At 34.8% G+C, this 17,759-nt stretch carries 17 protein-coding genes; 5 read left to right on the top strand and 12 right to left on the bottom strand.

The genetic code is table 11. The features are described 5' to 3' along the window. The first annotated feature begins 31 nt into the window (after positions 1 to 31). Complete coding sequence (locus tag ACZ5EP_RS01100) at positions 32 to 2,479, top strand: [protein-PII] uridylyltransferase family protein (RefSeq protein ID WP_464509094.1); 2,448 nt, start codon at positions 32 to 34, stop codon at positions 2,477 to 2,479. Further along, a complete protein-coding gene (locus ACZ5EP_RS01095) occupies positions 2,476 to 4,101 on the top strand; it encodes a GGDEF domain-containing protein (RefSeq protein ID WP_464509092.1) in 1,626 nt (541 codons plus the stop codon). The genes ACZ5EP_RS01100 and ACZ5EP_RS01095 overlap by 4 nt, the downstream gene beginning before the upstream one ends. Here ACZ5EP_RS01095 and ACZ5EP_RS01090 read toward each other — a convergent pair. After that, entirely contained in the window at positions 4,091 to 4,861 is a 771-nt protein-coding gene (locus tag ACZ5EP_RS01090) for a 3'-5' exonuclease (protein ID WP_464509091.1), read from the bottom strand. The genes ACZ5EP_RS01095 and ACZ5EP_RS01090 overlap by 11 nt on opposite strands. Positions 4,862 to 5,057: 196 nt before the next feature. Between ACZ5EP_RS01090 and ACZ5EP_RS01085 the strand changes: the two genes are divergently transcribed. Both ACZ5EP_RS01085 and ACZ5EP_RS01080 read left to right on the top strand, forming a co-directional pair. Further along, a complete protein-coding gene (locus tag ACZ5EP_RS01085; protein ID WP_464509090.1) occupies positions 5,058 to 6,596 on the top strand; it encodes a multiheme c-type cytochrome in 1,539 nt (512 codons plus the stop codon). Positions 6,597 to 6,749: 153 nt separating this feature from the next. Then, positions 6,750 to 8,285, top strand: coding sequence for a multiheme c-type cytochrome (locus ACZ5EP_RS01080; protein WP_464509088.1), 1,536 nt, complete (start codon positions 6,750 to 6,752; stop codon positions 8,283 to 8,285). Positions 8,286 to 8,678: 393 nt separating this feature from the next. Here ACZ5EP_RS01080 and ACZ5EP_RS01075 read toward each other — a convergent pair whose 3' ends face one another. The 6 genes from ACZ5EP_RS01075 to lgt all read right to left on the bottom strand — a co-directional run bounded on the left by ACZ5EP_RS01075 (position 8,679) and on the right by lgt (position 12,598). Continuing rightward, positions 8,679 to 8,915: a c-type cytochrome gene (locus ACZ5EP_RS01075; protein WP_127681114.1), complete on the bottom strand. Its 237-nt coding sequence runs from the start codon at positions 8,913 to 8,915 to the stop codon at positions 8,679 to 8,681. A gap of 75 nt (positions 8,916 to 8,990) precedes the next feature. Then, entirely contained in the window at positions 8,991 to 9,464 is a 474-nt protein-coding gene (locus tag ACZ5EP_RS01070; protein ID WP_464509086.1) for a thioredoxin family protein, read from the bottom strand. 3 nt (positions 9,465 to 9,467) lie between these two features. Next, positions 9,468 to 10,157 carry a cytochrome c biogenesis CcdA family protein gene (locus tag ACZ5EP_RS01065; RefSeq protein ID WP_464509085.1) on the bottom strand — a complete coding sequence of 230 codons (690 nt, stop codon included), beginning with the start codon at positions 10,155 to 10,157 and terminating at the stop codon, positions 9,468 to 9,470. Then, positions 10,157 to 10,555, bottom strand: coding sequence for a thioredoxin family protein (locus ACZ5EP_RS01060; protein WP_464509084.1), 399 nt, complete (start codon positions 10,553 to 10,555; stop codon positions 10,157 to 10,159). The genes ACZ5EP_RS01065 and ACZ5EP_RS01060 overlap by 1 nt, the downstream gene beginning before the upstream one ends. Beyond that, positions 10,555 to 11,784 carry a protoporphyrinogen oxidase gene (gene hemG, locus ACZ5EP_RS01055; RefSeq protein ID WP_464509083.1) on the bottom strand — a complete coding sequence of 410 codons (1,230 nt, stop codon included), beginning with the start codon at positions 11,782 to 11,784 and terminating at the stop codon, positions 10,555 to 10,557. The genes ACZ5EP_RS01060 and hemG overlap by 1 nt, the downstream gene beginning before the upstream one ends. Position 11,785: 1 nt before the next feature. Next, entirely contained in the window at positions 11,786 to 12,598 is an 813-nt protein-coding gene (gene lgt / locus ACZ5EP_RS01050) for a prolipoprotein diacylglyceryl transferase (protein ID WP_127681124.1), read from the bottom strand. 194 nt (positions 12,599 to 12,792) lie between these two features. Here lgt and ACZ5EP_RS01045 point away from each other — a divergent pair, with 194 nt between their 5' ends. Further along, a complete protein-coding gene (locus ACZ5EP_RS01045; protein ID WP_464509082.1) occupies positions 12,793 to 14,064 on the top strand; it encodes a (Fe-S)-binding protein in 1,272 nt (423 codons plus the stop codon). Between the two features lie 178 nt (positions 14,065 to 14,242). Here the strand turns inward: ACZ5EP_RS01045 and selD are convergent, their stop codons facing one another. The 5 genes from selD to ACZ5EP_RS01020 all read right to left on the bottom strand — a co-directional run bounded on the left by selD (position 14,243) and on the right by ACZ5EP_RS01020 (position 17,754). Beyond that, a complete protein-coding gene (gene selD / locus ACZ5EP_RS01040; protein WP_464509081.1) occupies positions 14,243 to 15,286 on the bottom strand; it encodes a selenide, water dikinase SelD in 1,044 nt (347 codons plus the stop codon). A 55-nt stretch (positions 15,287 to 15,341) separates the two neighbouring features. Beyond that, the gene (locus ACZ5EP_RS01035; RefSeq protein ID WP_127681127.1) at positions 15,342 to 15,698 is read right to left on the bottom strand and encodes a DsrE/DsrF/TusD sulfur relay family protein; all 357 of its coding nucleotides are present in this window, start codon (positions 15,696 to 15,698) and stop codon (positions 15,342 to 15,344) included. Between the two features lie 67 nt (positions 15,699 to 15,765). Then, positions 15,766 to 16,041, bottom strand: a complete 276-nt coding sequence (locus ACZ5EP_RS01030) for a heavy-metal-associated domain-containing protein (protein ID WP_127681128.1) — start codon at positions 16,039 to 16,041, stop codon at positions 15,766 to 15,768. Between the two features lies 1 nt (position 16,042). Then, positions 16,043 to 16,639, bottom strand: a complete 597-nt coding sequence (locus ACZ5EP_RS01025) for a mercuric transporter MerT family protein (protein WP_464509080.1) — start codon at positions 16,637 to 16,639, stop codon at positions 16,043 to 16,045. Then, positions 16,639 to 17,754 carry a transglutaminase domain-containing protein gene (locus ACZ5EP_RS01020; protein WP_464509079.1) on the bottom strand — a complete coding sequence of 372 codons (1,116 nt, stop codon included), beginning with the start codon at positions 17,752 to 17,754 and terminating at the stop codon, positions 16,639 to 16,641. Before ACZ5EP_RS01020 ends, ACZ5EP_RS01025 begins: the two co-directional genes overlap by 1 nt. Positions 17,755 to 17,759 lie beyond the last annotated feature (5 nt).

The raw sequence follows: 17,759 nt of genomic DNA, 5'->3' as shown, positions 1-17,759 counted from the left end.
TTTTCGATAAAATAACATAAAAGGAGAGAAAATGCAACTGCAACAAATCATTTATACCTCCGAAAACGACCTTGAAATAGCAAAAGCCATAAAAAAAGAGATAAAAGAGTATCTAAACAGCATAAAGGTTGAAGGCGGAAAAGATTTTTTTGTTAAACACACGAAAAAAATGGACGAATTTGTCAGTCTGATATATAAATATATTCTAAAAAAAACATTCCATGAATTTCAGCCGCCTTTGAATAACGTTCCGATTTCAATAATCGCTTTAGGTTCATACGGAAGAGAACAGCTTTCAATATATTCCGATATCGATATTATGATCGTTTATAAAGATATAAAAGGTTACAATTTAAAAGAAATAATAGAAAACTATATCACTATGCTATGGGATCTGGGTCTTAAAATTGGACACAGGGTCCACGAGCTTAAAGACCTGTTTCCCGCAAGTAATGAAGATATAACCATTAAAACTGCCATGCTTGAAAGCAGGTTTATATACGGAAGCAAGTTTTTATGGTACGAAATACAAAACGAACTAAATAAAATAAGAAACTACAACAAAAAAGAATATATCCTTGCCAAATATGAAGAAATGCAGCAAAGACACAAAAAATACCCTATTTCTATGGAGCCGAATATAAAAGACGGATTTGGAGGTATAAGGGATTCAAATACGCTGCTTTGGATTAATAAAGTAATTTTTAATTATCCGAACAATTCTTATCTCGTGCCCAAATATGCCAGCGAAGAAGATTTTAAAGAATACAGAACATCTCTTGAGTTTTTATTTAAAGTCCGTGTTTTTTTACATATGGCCGCCAAGAAAAAAATCGACACGGTACTGCTGACATATCAAAGGGACATTGCTTTAAAAATGGGATATACGGATTCTCCGAGATTAAAAGCGGAAAGAAAGTTCATAAAAGACCTTTTAAAAGCTTTATGGAGTATAAACACTTTCACATCAATTGTTATAAAAAAGATAATAAAACCGTATCTTTATAAATATTCTTATTCGAAAATGAAAGAAAACAGAATAAAAGAAGACTTTTATGTCTGTAACGAAACAATCTACAGCAGACTATGCAATAATAAGACATTTAAAGAAAATATTAAAACATTAATAGACGCCGATTATAAAAAATGTGATATTTCCATAGTGGCAAACTTAAAAGAAAAAGAATATGCTTTTACAAAAAAACTGAAAAAAGAGCTTTTTTATAAATCAAACCTCTACCCTCTTCTTTTTTCTTTATACAAATCCAAAAAACTTGAAAAAATTATCCCTGCTTTTGAAAAAATCAAATACCTTGCACAGTTTGACGGATATCATCAATATCCCGTAGACATACACTCATTATATACGGTTAAAGAAATTGAAGCTTTAGAAGAATTTCAAAAAATGAATGAAACGGACAAAGCCATTTTAAGATTCACATCCCTGTTTCATGATTTAGGCAAAGGCAGAATAGGAGACCATTCCATAGTCGGAGCAAAAATTGCAAAAGAATATGCAGAAGACTTTAACATACCTGAAAGCGATACTATTTTTAAACTCGTCAAATATCATACTCTTATGTCAAATACAGCCCAAAGGGAAGATATTCATAACGATAAAGTAATACTGTCGTTTGCTCAGATAGTGCAAAACGAAAGATTTTTAAATCTTTTGTATTTGCTTACAATAGCCGACATAAAAGCAGTAGGAGTCGGTATTTTCACACCTTTTAAAGCTTCTCTGCTTAAAACTTTATACTTTAACACATTAAACGCCCTAGAAAACAAAGAACTTATAAACGAAATAGCTCAGAGGAAAAGAAAAGAAAAACTGCTTGAATCCAAAGAAGATTTTAAATCGTTGCCTAAATCTTTCCAAAAAAAAGTACTCTCTTCACCTTCAAACCAGCTGTTCTTACAAAATTCAGTAAATGAAATAATAAAACTTTTAGACTGGATAAAAGATACAGAAACATTTAAATATAAGTTTGAAAACGACAAACACCTAGTCGTCCATATTGCCAAAGAGGATTCGTTAAACTTTTCATTAGGATGGTTTTTGGACAAACTTTCCAAACTGCAATTAAATCACCTCTCCATATATAAAATTGGAAATATCAAATATTTTAAAATAGAGTTTAATGAAAAAGTAGAAGAGTTTGATCTTCCTATCATTGCGGAATATATTGAAAAAGCCTTTGGTGAAAAACTTAAATCTAAACATAAAATATCTTTTAAACCCGAAGAATTCGAAATAGACTGCAACCACTCCCAAAACTATGCGGCCGTTAAACTCAAAACGAAAGACAAAAAAGGAATAGTCTCTACTATTATGCAGACTTTGGACGATTTTAACATAAGGGTTGAAGATGTTAAAATATCCACCCAGAAAAACATAGCAAGAGATCTGTTTATTATTTCAAAAGAAAACGGGTTCTGTAATAAAATAAACGATATCTTAAAAAGGCTCTGCGAATGAAAAAAAAGATACTTTTTATAATTGCGGCGATAATGATAATATCCACTCTTATCAGAACATTAATAATCACATATACTTTTTTAAATTTCTCAAATACTACTATTACAAACGAGGCAATTTTAATTAAAGACATTCTAACCGAAGTAAAAGACAAAAACAGATTTTTAGAAATTATCAGAAATTCACAGCATATTTTAGATGTCAAGTTCATACCTGAAAAAACCAAAACCGAATCCATATCGTTTAAAGAAAACAATAAAGCTTTCGAAGTAAAAATGCCTTTTAACGATTATGAAACACTGATTATTCTATTTAACACCAAAGATTATTACAAAAAACTTTCAAATGCGATATATCAGCTGATTGCCATAGCGGTAATATCATTAATAGTAATAATATTGACAGTCAATTACTTCCTTACTCCGTACCTGGAAATTCTTGAAAACGTCAGAAGATCAACAGCCAGTATTCTAAAAGGCAACTTTAATGACACCTTAGATACTAAATTAAAAGGTGAAGCCAAAGATTTCGTTGATTCATATAATACTTTTTTGAAAAAACTTAAAGACAGTTTCGGCGTGATTGAAGAAAAATACACTTCTTTAATAGAAAAAGAAAAATCAGACGATCCTTTAAACGACGCTAAAGAAACAATAGAACAGTTGGCTAATATATTTAAGTTTAAACGACTTATAGAAGACGACAGCAGCTGCAATGATGTCTTTCAAAGACTTATCGACATATTAAACGGTTTTAATTTAAAACATTATGCATTAATAGGCATAGACAATAACGAAAAGAAAAGTACACTGATATACAAAAACGGTGATATATGCTGTAATGTCGAAAATGAATTTTTAGAATGCAGGGCTTACAGACTCAGAAAAATGATTAATTCAATGCAATATCCGAAAATCTGCAAACTTCATACATGCGATAATGATTATATATGCATTCCATACAGCGCGGGAGGAAATTTTACCGGTATTTTAAAAATAAACATAACTAAAAACGATGAAGAACATATAAATAAAAACCTGCCTTATATTAAAGCTTATCTTAATGAGCTTTCAGCCATAATCGAGGCAAAATATACATTAGAACTGCTCCATAACCAGACTATCAAGGATCCGTTAACAAATACATACAACAGAAGATATCTAGAAAACATCCTGCCTATGCTGATAAACAACGCAAAAAGAAGAAATGGAAAAATCGCTTTCTTAATGCTGGATATCGACTACTTTAAAAAAGTAAACGATACATACGGTCACAAAGCCGGAGACACCGTATTAAAAGCCATTTCGGACATTATAAAAAAATCAATAAGAAAAAGTGATATTCTGATAAGATACGGAGGCGAAGAGTTTTTAATAATTCTTCAAAACGTTAATGATTATGATGATATATATAAAGTAGCCGAAAAAATAAGATCATCTGTAGAGAAAACAAATATACATATAGACGAAAACATTATTCACAAAACCATAAGTATAGGCATAAGTATATTCCCTGACAACTGCAGTGAGGGGAATGAATGTATAAAAGACAGCGATATAGCCTTATACAAAGCTAAAGAAGAAGGAAGAAACAAAATAATATTTTATAAATCTAATCTTTAGTTTTTTTCTTTTTTTTACATTTGTTTTTCGTAGGAGCTGCAAACTGTATCAGATCTTCCGCAGTTTTAATCTCTTTTGGAAGTTTTTCTAGACTCATTAAAAATATTCTCGCTGTGGTTTTTGCATCGCCCAGGGCTCTGTGATGAGTTTCTTCCGGAAGTTTTAATTCCTGCATTAAATACTTAAGTCCGTATCTTTCCGCCTGAAGAGTTTTTTGAGAAAGTGTCAGTGTACATAAAAACCTGTTTAAAAGCTCTCCCAAATTTTCCTTTTCAAACTGATGGGCCAGAAAATTGTAATCAAAATCAGCAGCATGCGCGACAAAAACACTGTCTCCTAAAAAAAGCCTGAATTTTCTCAATATTTCTTTTTGGCTTGCCTGTCCTCTTAACATTCTTTGGTTAATTCCTGTAACTCTTTCAACGTATTTAGGCACGTCATCGGCATAAATTAAAAATTCGAAAGTATCTGTTATTTTTAAATCTTTTATTTTCACCGCTCCGATTTCTATTACCTGCCCTTCTTTGGGTTTTGAATTATTCACTTCAATATCTACCACACAGTATTCTATCTGATCGTATGGCAAAACTGCGGTTTTTAATATAACAATATCATCTTCTACAATTAAAGGAAGACCTTGAAACCTTAAAAAGTCAATTGCGTTTTCAAAGCTGAAATCCGGATAATATTCTGAAATAAACTGTAAAAATTCTTTTTTTTCAATCCCGTTTTTAAGTTTTTCAATTGTTTTTTGTTTCATTTCCGACTTTTTGCTGAAATTATATCATAAACACTGTTTACCGGATACATATTATATATACATAATTGTATACATATAAATTATAAAATTTCTATTCTTCCATTAGTATAGTCAACTCATTATTTTTAAGTCGGCACTCGTATGGCACTATCATCTGTTATAATAGAAATAGGGATGATCCTAAAAGGAGCATAAAATGAAAAGAGTACTTACAGCCGGACTAAGCATAGCGGCAATCGCAAGTTTCACATTTGCGGCAAACAGCTTAGATTCCAATCCAAACTATCAAAAATTAAAGAATTTCAAACCAAATCCTTCAGTTTCAACCAAACAGTGTTTAATGTGTCACAAATCACAAGATCCGGGAATTGTTGCAGATTGGCAGCATTCTAAACATGCAAAAGCGGGAGTTGGATGTGTCCAATGCCACGTTGTTCCAAAAGACTACCCTACTGCATTTAAGACACATCCGATGCAAGGAAAAAACTGGACTGTTCAAATCGCAGTATCTTCAGTTACTTGTGCCAAATGTCACGCAAAAGAAGTTAAAGAGTATTTAAATTCCGGACATGCTAGAGCGGGAGCTCAATGGATAGCGTTAAACGGAACCGGAAACGGATATTTAATGACTCAGTTGGCATATCATGTTGAAAGTTTAAAAGGCAATAACCCTTCTTACGGTGTAAGCGGTAAAAAAATGATCAAAGGTATCAGAACTGACGGTTCGGTATTTAATGCAAATGCCAAACATCCTAGAACTGCCGATCTGAACGTTGCAAATTTATGCGTACAATGTCACGGTACAGCAATTAAACTTAACAAAAACGGCGTACCGGATGCGGCAACATGGCCAAGCGACGGTATTGCAGCACTTTATCCAGACGGCGGAGTCGGAAACTGTCTTGCATGTCACAGCAGACATAAATTCTCAGCTGCAGAAGCAAGAAACCCCGCAGCATGCAGCAACTGTCACTTAGGACCTGACCATCCTGATAAAGAGATTTTCGAATCTTCAGTTCACGGTCACGTATATGCTACAAATAAAAAATATTACAATTTCGAATCAAACAAAATCATCCCTGGTAATACTGTCAGAGCAGCAACTTGTTTCGTATGTCATATGGGTGCAATCGGCGGAAACAAAGCAACTCACAACGTTTCCCTCAGACTTAAATGGAATCTTTGGGCACCAGAAAGTTTCTTAAGAACAGGCGGAGCAGAAACAGCAGGCTGGGCTTACTGGAAAGGCGGAGGAAAATTAATTCCTGGAAAAACAGTTACAAGAGGTAACGTAAAAACCGGTAACCCTCTAGGACCTGAAGCTGCTAGAGCAGAAATGAAAAGAGTTTGTATGGCCTGTCACGAAACAAACTTTATAAACAATTATTTTCAAAGAGTTGACGCAGCAGTAAAAACATTTAATCAGTATGAGGTATTTGCAGCTAAAATGTTTAAAAACTTAGCTGCAAAAGGTTTGATTATGAAAGATGTATGGAGCGATCCGTTTTTTAAACTATATTATTATCTATGGCACTATGAAGGCACAAGATATAGACACGGTGCAGCGATGGGATCACCTGACTATGCTCACTGGCATGGTGTATTCCAGGTAATGCAGGATATCAGAGAAATGAAAGATATCTATGATTACAGAATGAAACTTTACAAAAAATACGGTAGCGGAAAAGCAGCTCTTGAGCATGAAGTTCCAATGCCTGTAGTAACTCACGAATAATATTTCTTCTTCTCCCTTTTGGGAGTTTCACCAATAATTTAACCTAATCTTATGTTTTTTTCATTATAAAGTAATCTTTTTTTAAACTTGGCACTTTTGAGACACTTTTTTTAATTACAATACTAAAGAGAAAAAAATCCTCAAGGAGCAAAAATGAAAAAAGCACTTACAGCTGGGTTAAGCGTAGCGGCGATTGCAAGTTTTGCATTTGCAGCAAACAGCTTAGATTCAAACCCAAATTACCAAAAGCTTAAAAACTTTAAACCTAAAGGTGTAAGTAACGATCAATGTCTAATGTGTCACAAAGCTCAAGATCCTGGAATCGTAGCTGACTGGCAACATTCTAAACACGCAAAAGTTGGTGTAGGATGTGTACAATGTCACGTTGTACCAAAAGATTACCCTACTGCATTCAAAGCTCACCCAATGCAAGGAAGCAACTGGACTGTTCAAATCGCAGTATCTTCAGTTACTTGTGCTAAATGTCACGCAAAAGAAGTTACTGAATATCTAAATTCAGGACACGCAAGAGGTGCGGCTCAATGGCTAGCTGGTAACGGAAGCAAACACGGTTACCTAATGAGTAAACTTTCTTATCATTATGAAAGTTTAAAAGGTGCAAACGCTACTTATGGTGTTAGCGGCAAAAAAATGGAAAAAGGTATTAGAACTGACGGTTCAGTATTCCAAGCAAACGCTAAAAATCCTAGAACTGCAGATCTAAATGTTGCAAACATCTGTATTCAGTGTCACGGTACTGTAGTTAAACTTGATAAAGAAGGTAGACCAGACGCTGCAACTTGGCCAAGCGATGGTATTGCAGCACTTTATCCAGATGGTGGTGTTGGTAACTGTCTTGCATGTCACAGCAGACATAAATTCTCAGCAGCTGAAGCTAGAAATCCTGCAGCATGTACAAACTGTCACTTAGGACCTGACCATCCAGATAAAGAAGTATTCGAATCTTCAGTTCACGGTCACGTATATGATACAAATGAAGAAGATTACAACTTTGAATCAAACAAAATCATCCCAGGTAAAACTGTTAGAGGTGCAACTTGTTTCGTATGTCATATGGGTGCAATCGGCGGAAACAAAGCAACTCACAACGTTTCACTTAGACTTAAATGGAACCTATGGGCACCTGCTAGTTTCTTAAGAACTGGCGGAGCAGAAACAGCTGGTTGGGCATTCTGGAAAGGCGCTGGTAAAGTTGAATGGGGTAAAACTGTAATTAGAGGTAACGCTAAAGCTGGTAACCCTCAAGGACCTGAAGCTGCTAGAGCAGAAATGAAAAAAGTTTGTATGGTATGTCACGAAGCTACATTTACTAACAACTACTTCCAAAGAGTAGATGCAGCTGTAACTGTATACAATCAATACAAAGCATTCGCAACTAAAATGCTTAAAGACCTTAAAGCTAAAGGTTTAATGAAATCAGACGTATGGAGCGATCCATTCTTCAAACTATACTACTACCTATGGCATCATGAAGGTAGAAGATTTAGACAAGGTGCAGCGATGGGATCACCTGACTATGCTCACTGGCATGGTGTATTCCAGGTAATGCAGGATATCAGAGAAATGAAAGATATCTATGATTACAGAATGAAACTTTACAAAAAATACGGTAGCGGAAAAGCAGCTCTTGAGCATGAAGTTCCAATGCCTGTAGTAACTCACGAATAATATTTCTTCTTCTCCCTTTTGGGAGTTATTTTTACACACACAACAAAGTGTCTGTCACTTTATAATAGAAACAAATCTTTTAAATCTAAAAATAATTACTTTAGCAATTTTTCGATAATTAAAACAAACTACTTTTTATATATTAAGCTTTTTATATATTAAAAATAAAAGATTATATTATAAATTTTCTCGTATACATATTAAGCATATGAATTGGACATATATAACAGTATAGTTAGTTTTATTTAGTTATTTTTAATACATATCATAATCTTTATCTTTTATTTTAAACTCACCGCTTAAACGAAAACAATCAAAACTTCTCTGTCCCTATTGGTGACTGACACTATTTTAAAACAAAAACTCTCAAACAAAAAGTTTGAGAGAATATTATTATTTTTTACCGTATTTTTCAGCGTCAGCTTTGATTTCTTTTTCGCTCATTTGTTTAGCGATGTTAACCATCATTTGGTTACCTTTACCTGCTTTGAATTCTTTCATTTTTGCTTCAATTTGTGCAGGTGTTAAAGTGTCAAGTTTTTTAGCCATTCCGCCGTTGTGGCACATTGCACAGTTTTGTCCTGCAAATGCAAACCCAGCTACTGCTAATACTGCTAATAATTTTTTCATAAAAGCTCCTTTTTTGTGATTTAAAGTGATATTATAATATAAAAACATTAAATTTTACAAAAATAATACAAATGCCTATCTGTTATTATATTTTTTTATAACCTGTTTTAATAATTTAAAAAACGTATTTTTATCTCTTGCACCTATTATTTTATAAAATATTTTTCCGTCAGGAGTTATAAACAGTATCGAAGGAGCCACTTCATTAAAATATTTTGCAAAAGCAAAAGGCACTTTTTCTTTATCAACCATATAAAAAGCCGGAATAAAATTATCATTTATAAATGCGGCTATTTGCGAATCCTGATAAACAATATCATACAGATATTGGCACGGAGGACATCCCGTTTTGCTTATATCAACCATTATAAGCTTATTATTTTTTTTAGCCAGCCTAAAAATATTTTTTGCATTTTTCAGCCATTTTACTTTATGAGGAAGTTCTTTAGGATTTGTAGTTAGTATTGTATGCATATCTGCATGATTCATAAAACCAATATTTGCACCGTAGACCGAAACGAAAAAAAGAAAAAGCAGTAACTTTTTCATATATTAAACCGCTTTATATAAAATATAAATACCTACACCTATTAACAGCAAACCTGAAATTTTTTCAATTATACCCATGTAATTTTTCATTTTTTCAATCAGTTTCATACTCCAAACCGTAAATAAAGCCATTAATATAAACGGAGTAGCCAGACCGAGCGTATAAAGAACCATCATTGAGATAGCTTTTCCCGGTTCAGTTGCCGCCATTCCAATTATAGTTCCAAAAATAGGCCCTATACACGGAGTCCATCCGAATGCAAAAGAAAATCCGAGTAAAAACGCGCCGGCATTTTGAAGATTTAGTCTTTTTTCATACTGCATAAATCTGAATTTTATAAATCCGGCAACATTTATACCGAATAAGATAATAATTAATGCCATTAAAACATTTACCCATTTATAAGCAAAAATATTTCCGATTAAATTTGCGCTTGCCGCACCTATTAATATAAATACTGATGCAAACCCGGCAATAAATAAAGCGGAATTTATAAATATTTTTATTCTTTCTTTTGAAGTAAGCTCTTTTTCTTTTATTTCTTTAGCGCTGATACCCGTTATATAGAAAAAATAAATAGGCACAAGCGGCAATACGCACGGAGATAGAAATGATAAAAGACCGGCAATATAACTGACTATAAACGGCATTTTGTCAAAATAATCAAACAGTTGAAAAGTTAAATGTTCCATTATCTGTTTCCTTTAACGATTTGTTTTAGTACGCTTAAAAAATGTTCGTAACTTGTGGCACCGTAAACGCCTCTTATAAATTTGCCGTCAGCCGTATAAAACTGAATTGCCGGAGTAAAATTAAAAAAGTGTTTTCTGAATTTTTCAGGTATGTTGTCAGTATCCGCATAATAATCGACTAATACGAAATTTTTCAGCAATATATCTTTAACCTCTTTACCGCTCATTACATTCTGCTTCATAAAATCACACGGCGGGCAGTCATGTTTGCTGATGTCAACCATTACAAGCTTGTGCTCTTTTTTTGCAACATTAAACGCTTTTTGATAATCCGAATACCAATTCAGGTTTTGGGCAAATAAAAACACGGAAATAAATAAAAAAATTAACTTTTTCATTATTTTTCCTTTATGATTTTTTGTGCTAACTCATAAGAATTTTTAATACAGTCATTAAAGCTTACACCATTATAAGCATTTCCTATTAAATAAACATTAACATTTTTAGCCTCATTCATAATTTCTTCAACCAGTTTTTGATGTCCTAAAGAATAATTTGGTATTGCGTTTTTATGCATTTTTATCCATTTGATTTTCGGTTTTGCGTTTTTAATTATTTCATAAATATCTTTTTCTGCAATATTTATTATCTCTCCCTCACTCATATCTTTTATTTCAGGATATCTTGCTCCTCCGACCATCACACGGATACCGTTTCTGTTTGGAAAAATATATTTATCCATTAAAATACCTAGTGTTTTATTCTCAACCGTAAGAATTCCGAAACACACAGGAGATATGCTTTCATAGTCAAAACCTACAATTGCCACGGGATTATACGGTATTTTATTCAGCAGAGCGCTTAATTTGTCATATTTGCTTAATATTTCAGCCGCGCTGTATGCAGGTGTGGCTATAACTACTTTATCAAAATCTTTAAGTTCGTCTATGTCTTTGATCTCTTTTTTAACAAATTCGGCTTTTGTTTTTTCTTTTAGTTTCTCTATCATTTCGCTCATACCGTGTTCAAATGAATGAAGCTCTCCTGTCGGCTGGCCTCCTCTTTTTAATTTAATCATTCCTTTAAAAAGCGACCCGTATTCGCATTCTATTTTTTTAAGTTTCGGAAATGCCGCATTCATGGAAGTAATTTCCGGAGTTGATGCATATATACCTGCCAGCATAGGAGTCATCATTCTTCTTGTAAACTCAGCGCCTAATCTTCTGGTGGCAAACTCGGCAACCGTTTCTTCCCTGTCACAAACCGGTTTTTTGAAAAACTCCATAGCAACTTCAAATTTCCCTTTCCATGAGAGAATATCGCTTGTAATAAAATCAAACGGTTTAAGAGGTATTTTTATAAGTTTGTTATCGTATATGTATCTTATTTTGGAGTTGTCGTTGGCTTTAATAGGTGTAATACCGATTTCTTCACAAAGCTCCATTGTTTTTGGAGAATTGTTCAAAAACCCGTTAACCCCTTCTTCCATTAAATAATCGCCGACTTTCGCCGTATAAGCTTTACCTCCCCATTTTTCTTTTTCAAAAACGGTTATTTCAAAATCGTTTTGTAAATAATATGCAAGACTAAGTCCGCTGATTCCTCCGCCTACTATTGCTACTTTCATTTTACTCTCCATTTAATTTTTTTCTTTTTATAAATATAACTATACCAAACAAAATCATAAAAAAGCTTAAAATCTCACCCATTGTAAAATGCCCTATTATAAACCCGAGCTGTGGATCGGGTTCTCTGAACATCTCACAAAAACTTCTGAAAACCCCATACAAAATCATATAAAGCCCTATAAGCTCGCCTTTGTTTTTGTACCATTTTTTATAATAAATATAAATAAGGACAAACGTTAAAAAACCTTCAAAAAACGCTTCATAAATACCGATAGGATGTCTTAAAGCGCCGTCAATATACACACCCCACGGCACATCGGTAACTCTTCCGACTATTCTGCCGTTTAAAAAATTGCCTATTCTTCCGAATATATATCCTATAGGAATAGCAAGTGCGGCTATATCAAGTATTTTCCACATATCCGCTTTTTTTATTTTCCAGAAAAGATATGTAGCTATCGCGAATCCTATAACCGCCCCGTGGTAACTCATACCGGATATCCCGACAAACCGCCCGTTTGAAAAAGGATTAAACATCTCCCACGGATGCAGAAGATAATATCCGTTATTAGGAACGTAAAATATAAAATACCCTATTCTCGCACCCAGTATAATTCCGACTTCCGCCCATACGAAATAATCGTCTATTATTTTTTTGTCTATTCCTTCTTTCTCGGCAAATTTTACCGCCGCATAGTATCCGGTAACCAGCGCCAAAACATACATTATACCGTACCAGTGGACTTTAAAGACACCTAAATCAAATGCAACGGGATTAAAATGGGAATATATATGCTGCCAATAATCAAACATATCAAAAATACCTTTTATTCAATAAACTATATGATTTTAATTTAAAAAATTATAACACAAATATTTTCTTCATATTTTTTTTATTTTGATTAAAAAAATTTATTATTATGATTTATTTAACTAATTTATCTGCAACCGTTCTTCTTGACATAATTCAAATAGTATGATAAATTGCACTTCAAAAAGGAACTGCTTTGTTTAAGTTTTCCGATACGTCCGATATGTGTATAAAATGCGGAAAATGTATTCCGGGCTGTACGATTCACAGAATAAATCCTGACGAAACAACTTCTCCCCGCGGATTTTTAGACCTGCTTAAAGGTGTGGAAGAAGGAGAAATCGAACTCGATAAAAACGCAAAAGACATATTTGAGAGCTGTTTTTTATGCAACCAGTGCGTAGAAGTCTGCCCTAATTCTCTTCCGACGGATTTTATGATTGAAAACGTCAGGAAAAAAATCGCCGACAAATACGGAATAGCGTTTTTTAAAAGAGCATTTTTCTTTTTACTTAAACACAGATGGGCATATGATATCGTAAGCAAACTGGGCTTTATGTTCCAGACATGCGGATTTAAAATAGAAGCCGACAAAAACGCAATGAGAAGCCGTTTTAATATCCCTATGCTTAAAAAAGGAAGACTTCTGCCTTCTATGAAACAGACTTCATTTTTAAAAAAATACCCGGAACAAATACCTGCCAAAAACCCTAAAAAAAGAGTGGCTATATTTATCGGATGTATGGCAAACTACAATTATACAGAAGTAGGTGACGCACTTGTCAGTATTTTAAAATTCCTTGACATTGACATATTCATACCTAAAAAACAGCTCTGCTGCGGAGCTCCGGCGTATTTTACGGGTGATTTTAAGACTGTTGACGAACTGGTAAGATACAATATAGAATATTTTGAAAGCTTCATCGACGAAGTGGACGCCATTATCGTTCCGGAAGCCACATGCACAGCAATGCTGAAAAAAGACTATGAAGAGTATATCCATGCACATATGGATGAGAGCTGGGCTGAAAGACACAGAAAAATAAAAGCCAAAATATTTGGAACAACCGAATGGCTTTATAAACACACAGACCTTAAAGCAAAACTTGCAAATAAGAAAAAACAGCCGGAAATTATCACATATCACAATTCATGCCACTTCGGAAGGGTTTTCAATATCAAAAAAGAACCGAGAGATTTACTGACACAGGTATATCAGATTAATGAAATGAGCGATCCGGATATGTGCTGCGGATTCGGAGGCATCACTATCCAGACCGAAAAATTCGACCTGGCCGTAAAAGCCGGGCAGAAAAAAGCCGAAATCATTAAAGCCGTGGATGCCGATATCGTAAGTGCCGAATGCAGCGCTTGCAGAATGCAGATAACAGAACAGCTAGATAAAGCCGGAGATAATAAAATATTCAAACACCCTCTTGAGCTTATCGCAAAAGCGATAGAAGAATAATTAAACTTTCTGGAAAAATATTGCTTTGAGAAAACATCTGCAGCGTAACGGTCGAAATTTCTGTGAAATTTCGGGAACCGTAGCGAAGCCGTTTGAAAAAAGTAATTTTTTTTCAGGAACAGCAATTATAAAATTATCATAATATTCACTGAAAAAAACGGTTTAATTTTCCATTAAATTACACCACTTTTATAAATTTATCCTCTTTTTCTTTCACGTTTCCTATAATTTTTGCAAAAACACCTTCGTTTTGCGCTCTTTTTAGATATTCTTCCGCTTTTTCCTGAGGTAGACTTATTAAAAGTCCTCCGCTTGTCTGGGCATCAAACAGAATCATCTGTTCTTCAAAACTCAGCTCTTTAACAAATTCCACATATTTTTCTACAAAAATCTGGTTGTTGTAGCTTCCGGCAGGTATAATACCCATGCTTGCCTGATTGATCGCTTCATTAATAAACGGCACTTTTTCAAACTCCACTTCAATTGTGAATTTTTTACCGCTCATTTCATAAAGATGCCCGAGAAGTCCGAAACCGGTAACGTCGGTCATAGCGTTTACGCCTATTTCCCTGGCTATAATGCTTGCCTTGTAATTAAGAGTTCTTAGAATTTGGGCAACTTCGCTCGCAATTTCGTCACTTACCAGATCCGCTTTTATAGCGGTTGTAAGAATACCCATTCCGAGAGGTTTTGTAAGTATTATTACGTCATCTTTTTCTAAAGTGTTGTTTCTTATCATTTTATCAGGATGTACCACTCCCGTCACACTAAGGCCGTACAGCATTTCCGGCGTCTCTATGGTGTGTCCTCCGGCAAGCACTCCTCCGCACTCTTTTATTTTATCTTCACCGCCTCTTAAAATCTCTTTTAAAATTTCCCTGTCATGATGACAAGAATCAAACCCTACAAGATTAAGTGCCGTTTTAACGTCTCCTCCCATTGCAAACACGTCACTTAACGAATTAGCCGCCGCAATCTGTCCGTAAACAAAAGGATCGTCAACCACGGGAGTAATAAAATCAACCGTCTGAACAAGCGCAATATCATCTGTTATTTTATAAATGCTCGCATCTTCATTGCCTTCGAATCCCACAAGCAGGTTTTTATGTCTTCCCTCCAAGGTGCATGTTGTGTCGTTTAGCTCCTCCGGAGCCAGTTTGCCCGCTCAGCCGGCCGCTCTGACATATTTTGTAAGTTTTGCCTCATTGTTTAATTTCAGCATTAAAGACCTTTTTATTTTTATTCGAATTTAAGCATAAAAAAAGAAAAAAAAGAAGTTAAAAAGTAAGAACCTGATCGCACTCTTCCACCCAGTCTGCCAAATCGTTCATAGTCGCTTTGATTTCAGGCGCAAAATAAGGCTCGTTTTTGTAAATACCGCATCTTGCCTGACATGTTCCGCAGACTTTCAGTTTAACTCCGTTTTGATACATCTCTTTTAGCATCGCAACCAGATCGTTGTCGTAATTATCCGGTTTTTTATTGCAGTCTCTTGCCAGATCAACCGAATCGTTCATAAGAAATATTCTTACGTCATGCCCGCGTCCATGCATATTTTTAGCAAGTCTAAGCCCGTTCCATGCCACATCGCTTCCGTCATACGGTTCATGGTTAAATATAAAAAGCACTTTCATTTCCACTCCTTTAAATTTTTTTATAAATTCCTTCACAACTTATCCACTTATCCACTTCACAACTCACCTACTTCACCACTTTTATTATTTTTCCTTTGTATCCCACAACTTCAATCGCATGCAAAAGTTTTTTTATATTCGTTTTGGTATCGTCAAAGATTACCGTCGCGGTTTTTGTATTTAAAATAACCCTGGCCTTTATTACACCAGGTGTAGTTCTCAATGACTGTTTAACCGCACTTGTGCATAAAGGGCATGTCATTCCCTCCACATGAATTATTGCCACTTTTTGAGCCGCAAAAAGCAGCGTAGAAAAAATAAGCCCGATAAAAAGTTTCCTCATATTATTCTCCTGTCAATAAATACTGCGCCCAGTAAGGATATGTAAGCATAATTGCCACAAACACAGTACCTATACTTAAATATTTTACATAATTTTTGCAAATGCTGCCTTCACACACAGGCCTTTTTCTTAACCTGAAAAACCAGTTCCACCACAAATAGCTTATTATTATAACAGCCGCAACCGTAAAATAGTCTCTGTACGGAGCAAACACATGTAAAAAAGAAAGGCTTCCTACACTGACTCCGAACATCAAAAATAAAAGCGGTCCAAGGCAGCATGTGCTTGCTAAAATTGCCGTTACGGCAGCTCCGGCTATCAGAGCCCAGAATGATCTGCTCTCTTTCTCTCCTCCGCTTTGCGGCAGGTCAAGCTCACATTCATAACCTTTTACAATTCTGATAACCGTATTTTTACCTTCTTTTTTTGTATCGACATAAAGCCCCTGATTTTGTACAAATCTCTTAACGTTTTGAATAGAGGAGAAAGAGTTTACCTCAACTTCGAGTATCCCCTCTTCCATTGAATCGAGTGCGTCTTTGGTCCTGAGAACCGGCTCGGGACATGCCAAATCTTTACAGTCGATTCTTTTTACCATTAAAACAGCTCTTGAGACGTAATTTTATATTCAAAACTTTTCGGTGCGTAATAGTTAAGAACATCGTCGTTCACTTCAGCATAAGGATATCCGAACATATTAAGCGGATACTGAGTAGGTTTCGGATACAGTACGAAATCTCTCGCATGATTGAATCCGACCCAGTTCATTTCCCATGAATGCAGATATCTTTTTACAAGTTCCTGAACTTTCGGATCGTCATATTTTAAACCTTCAACAAGTTCAAGTTTAGTAATATCCGCAGGATCCGCCGGAATCCATCCAGCTCCAGGAATATAATATTCAGCTCTACAGTGCTGCCATGTCGTAATAGTGGCGAAACCGTTTTTATCACTCTTACCGAGAGCTTTATCGAAATGGCTTTTACCGAGTCTGATACCGAACACTTCTCTTGCAGGAACACCCGCAGCTCTTACAAGTGCGGTAAACAGTGAACTTAAATCCGTACATTTACCGCCGAAATATCCGTTTTTGTAAATATCGTCGACATTTTGTTCTTTAACCATTTTTTTAACGTCACCCTTACCGCAGCCGATTACTTTAGGATTTCTGAATGTATGAGCCGTACACCAGTAATAAATGGCTTTTACTTTTTCAAATCTGTCGGTTTTTCCTGCGGTAATTTTATCTGCAAGCTCTTTAATAATACCTGTGGTAGGAATATGAGCAGTCGGTTTTAAAAACTTTTGCGCTTCTTCCGGAATAGGAAGATTTTCTTTACTCGCAGCTTCTATTTTTTCAATCGGAACGATTCTCGGTTTAGTCTCTATTTCCATTTCAAGATATGCGAGTTTTCTTTTTGGAGATTTGTCCCACTCGGCATAAAACGTATTTGCGTTGTATTCGTTTTTGCAGTTAATGTCGTAATCATTGTAATTACCAGAAAATTTCAGGAATTTCACTCTTTGATAATCCGCATTAAAAGGCAGAGGATTCCAAAGTCTTGCAGGATAGTCTTTTTCATAATATTTAATATCAAACGCATAATTAACTTTAAATCTTCTAATCTTGTCTTCATTAGCACTCAATACGCTAGGCATTGACGCTGCAATTCCTAAAGCTGCACTAGTTTTTAAAAATTCTCTTCTTTTCATAATAA

The sequence above is a fragment of the Nautilia abyssi genome (genome assembly GCF_055388085.1).
Note: the sequence above shows the minus strand (reverse complement) of the source record. Positions and strands in the feature narration are given on the sequence as shown.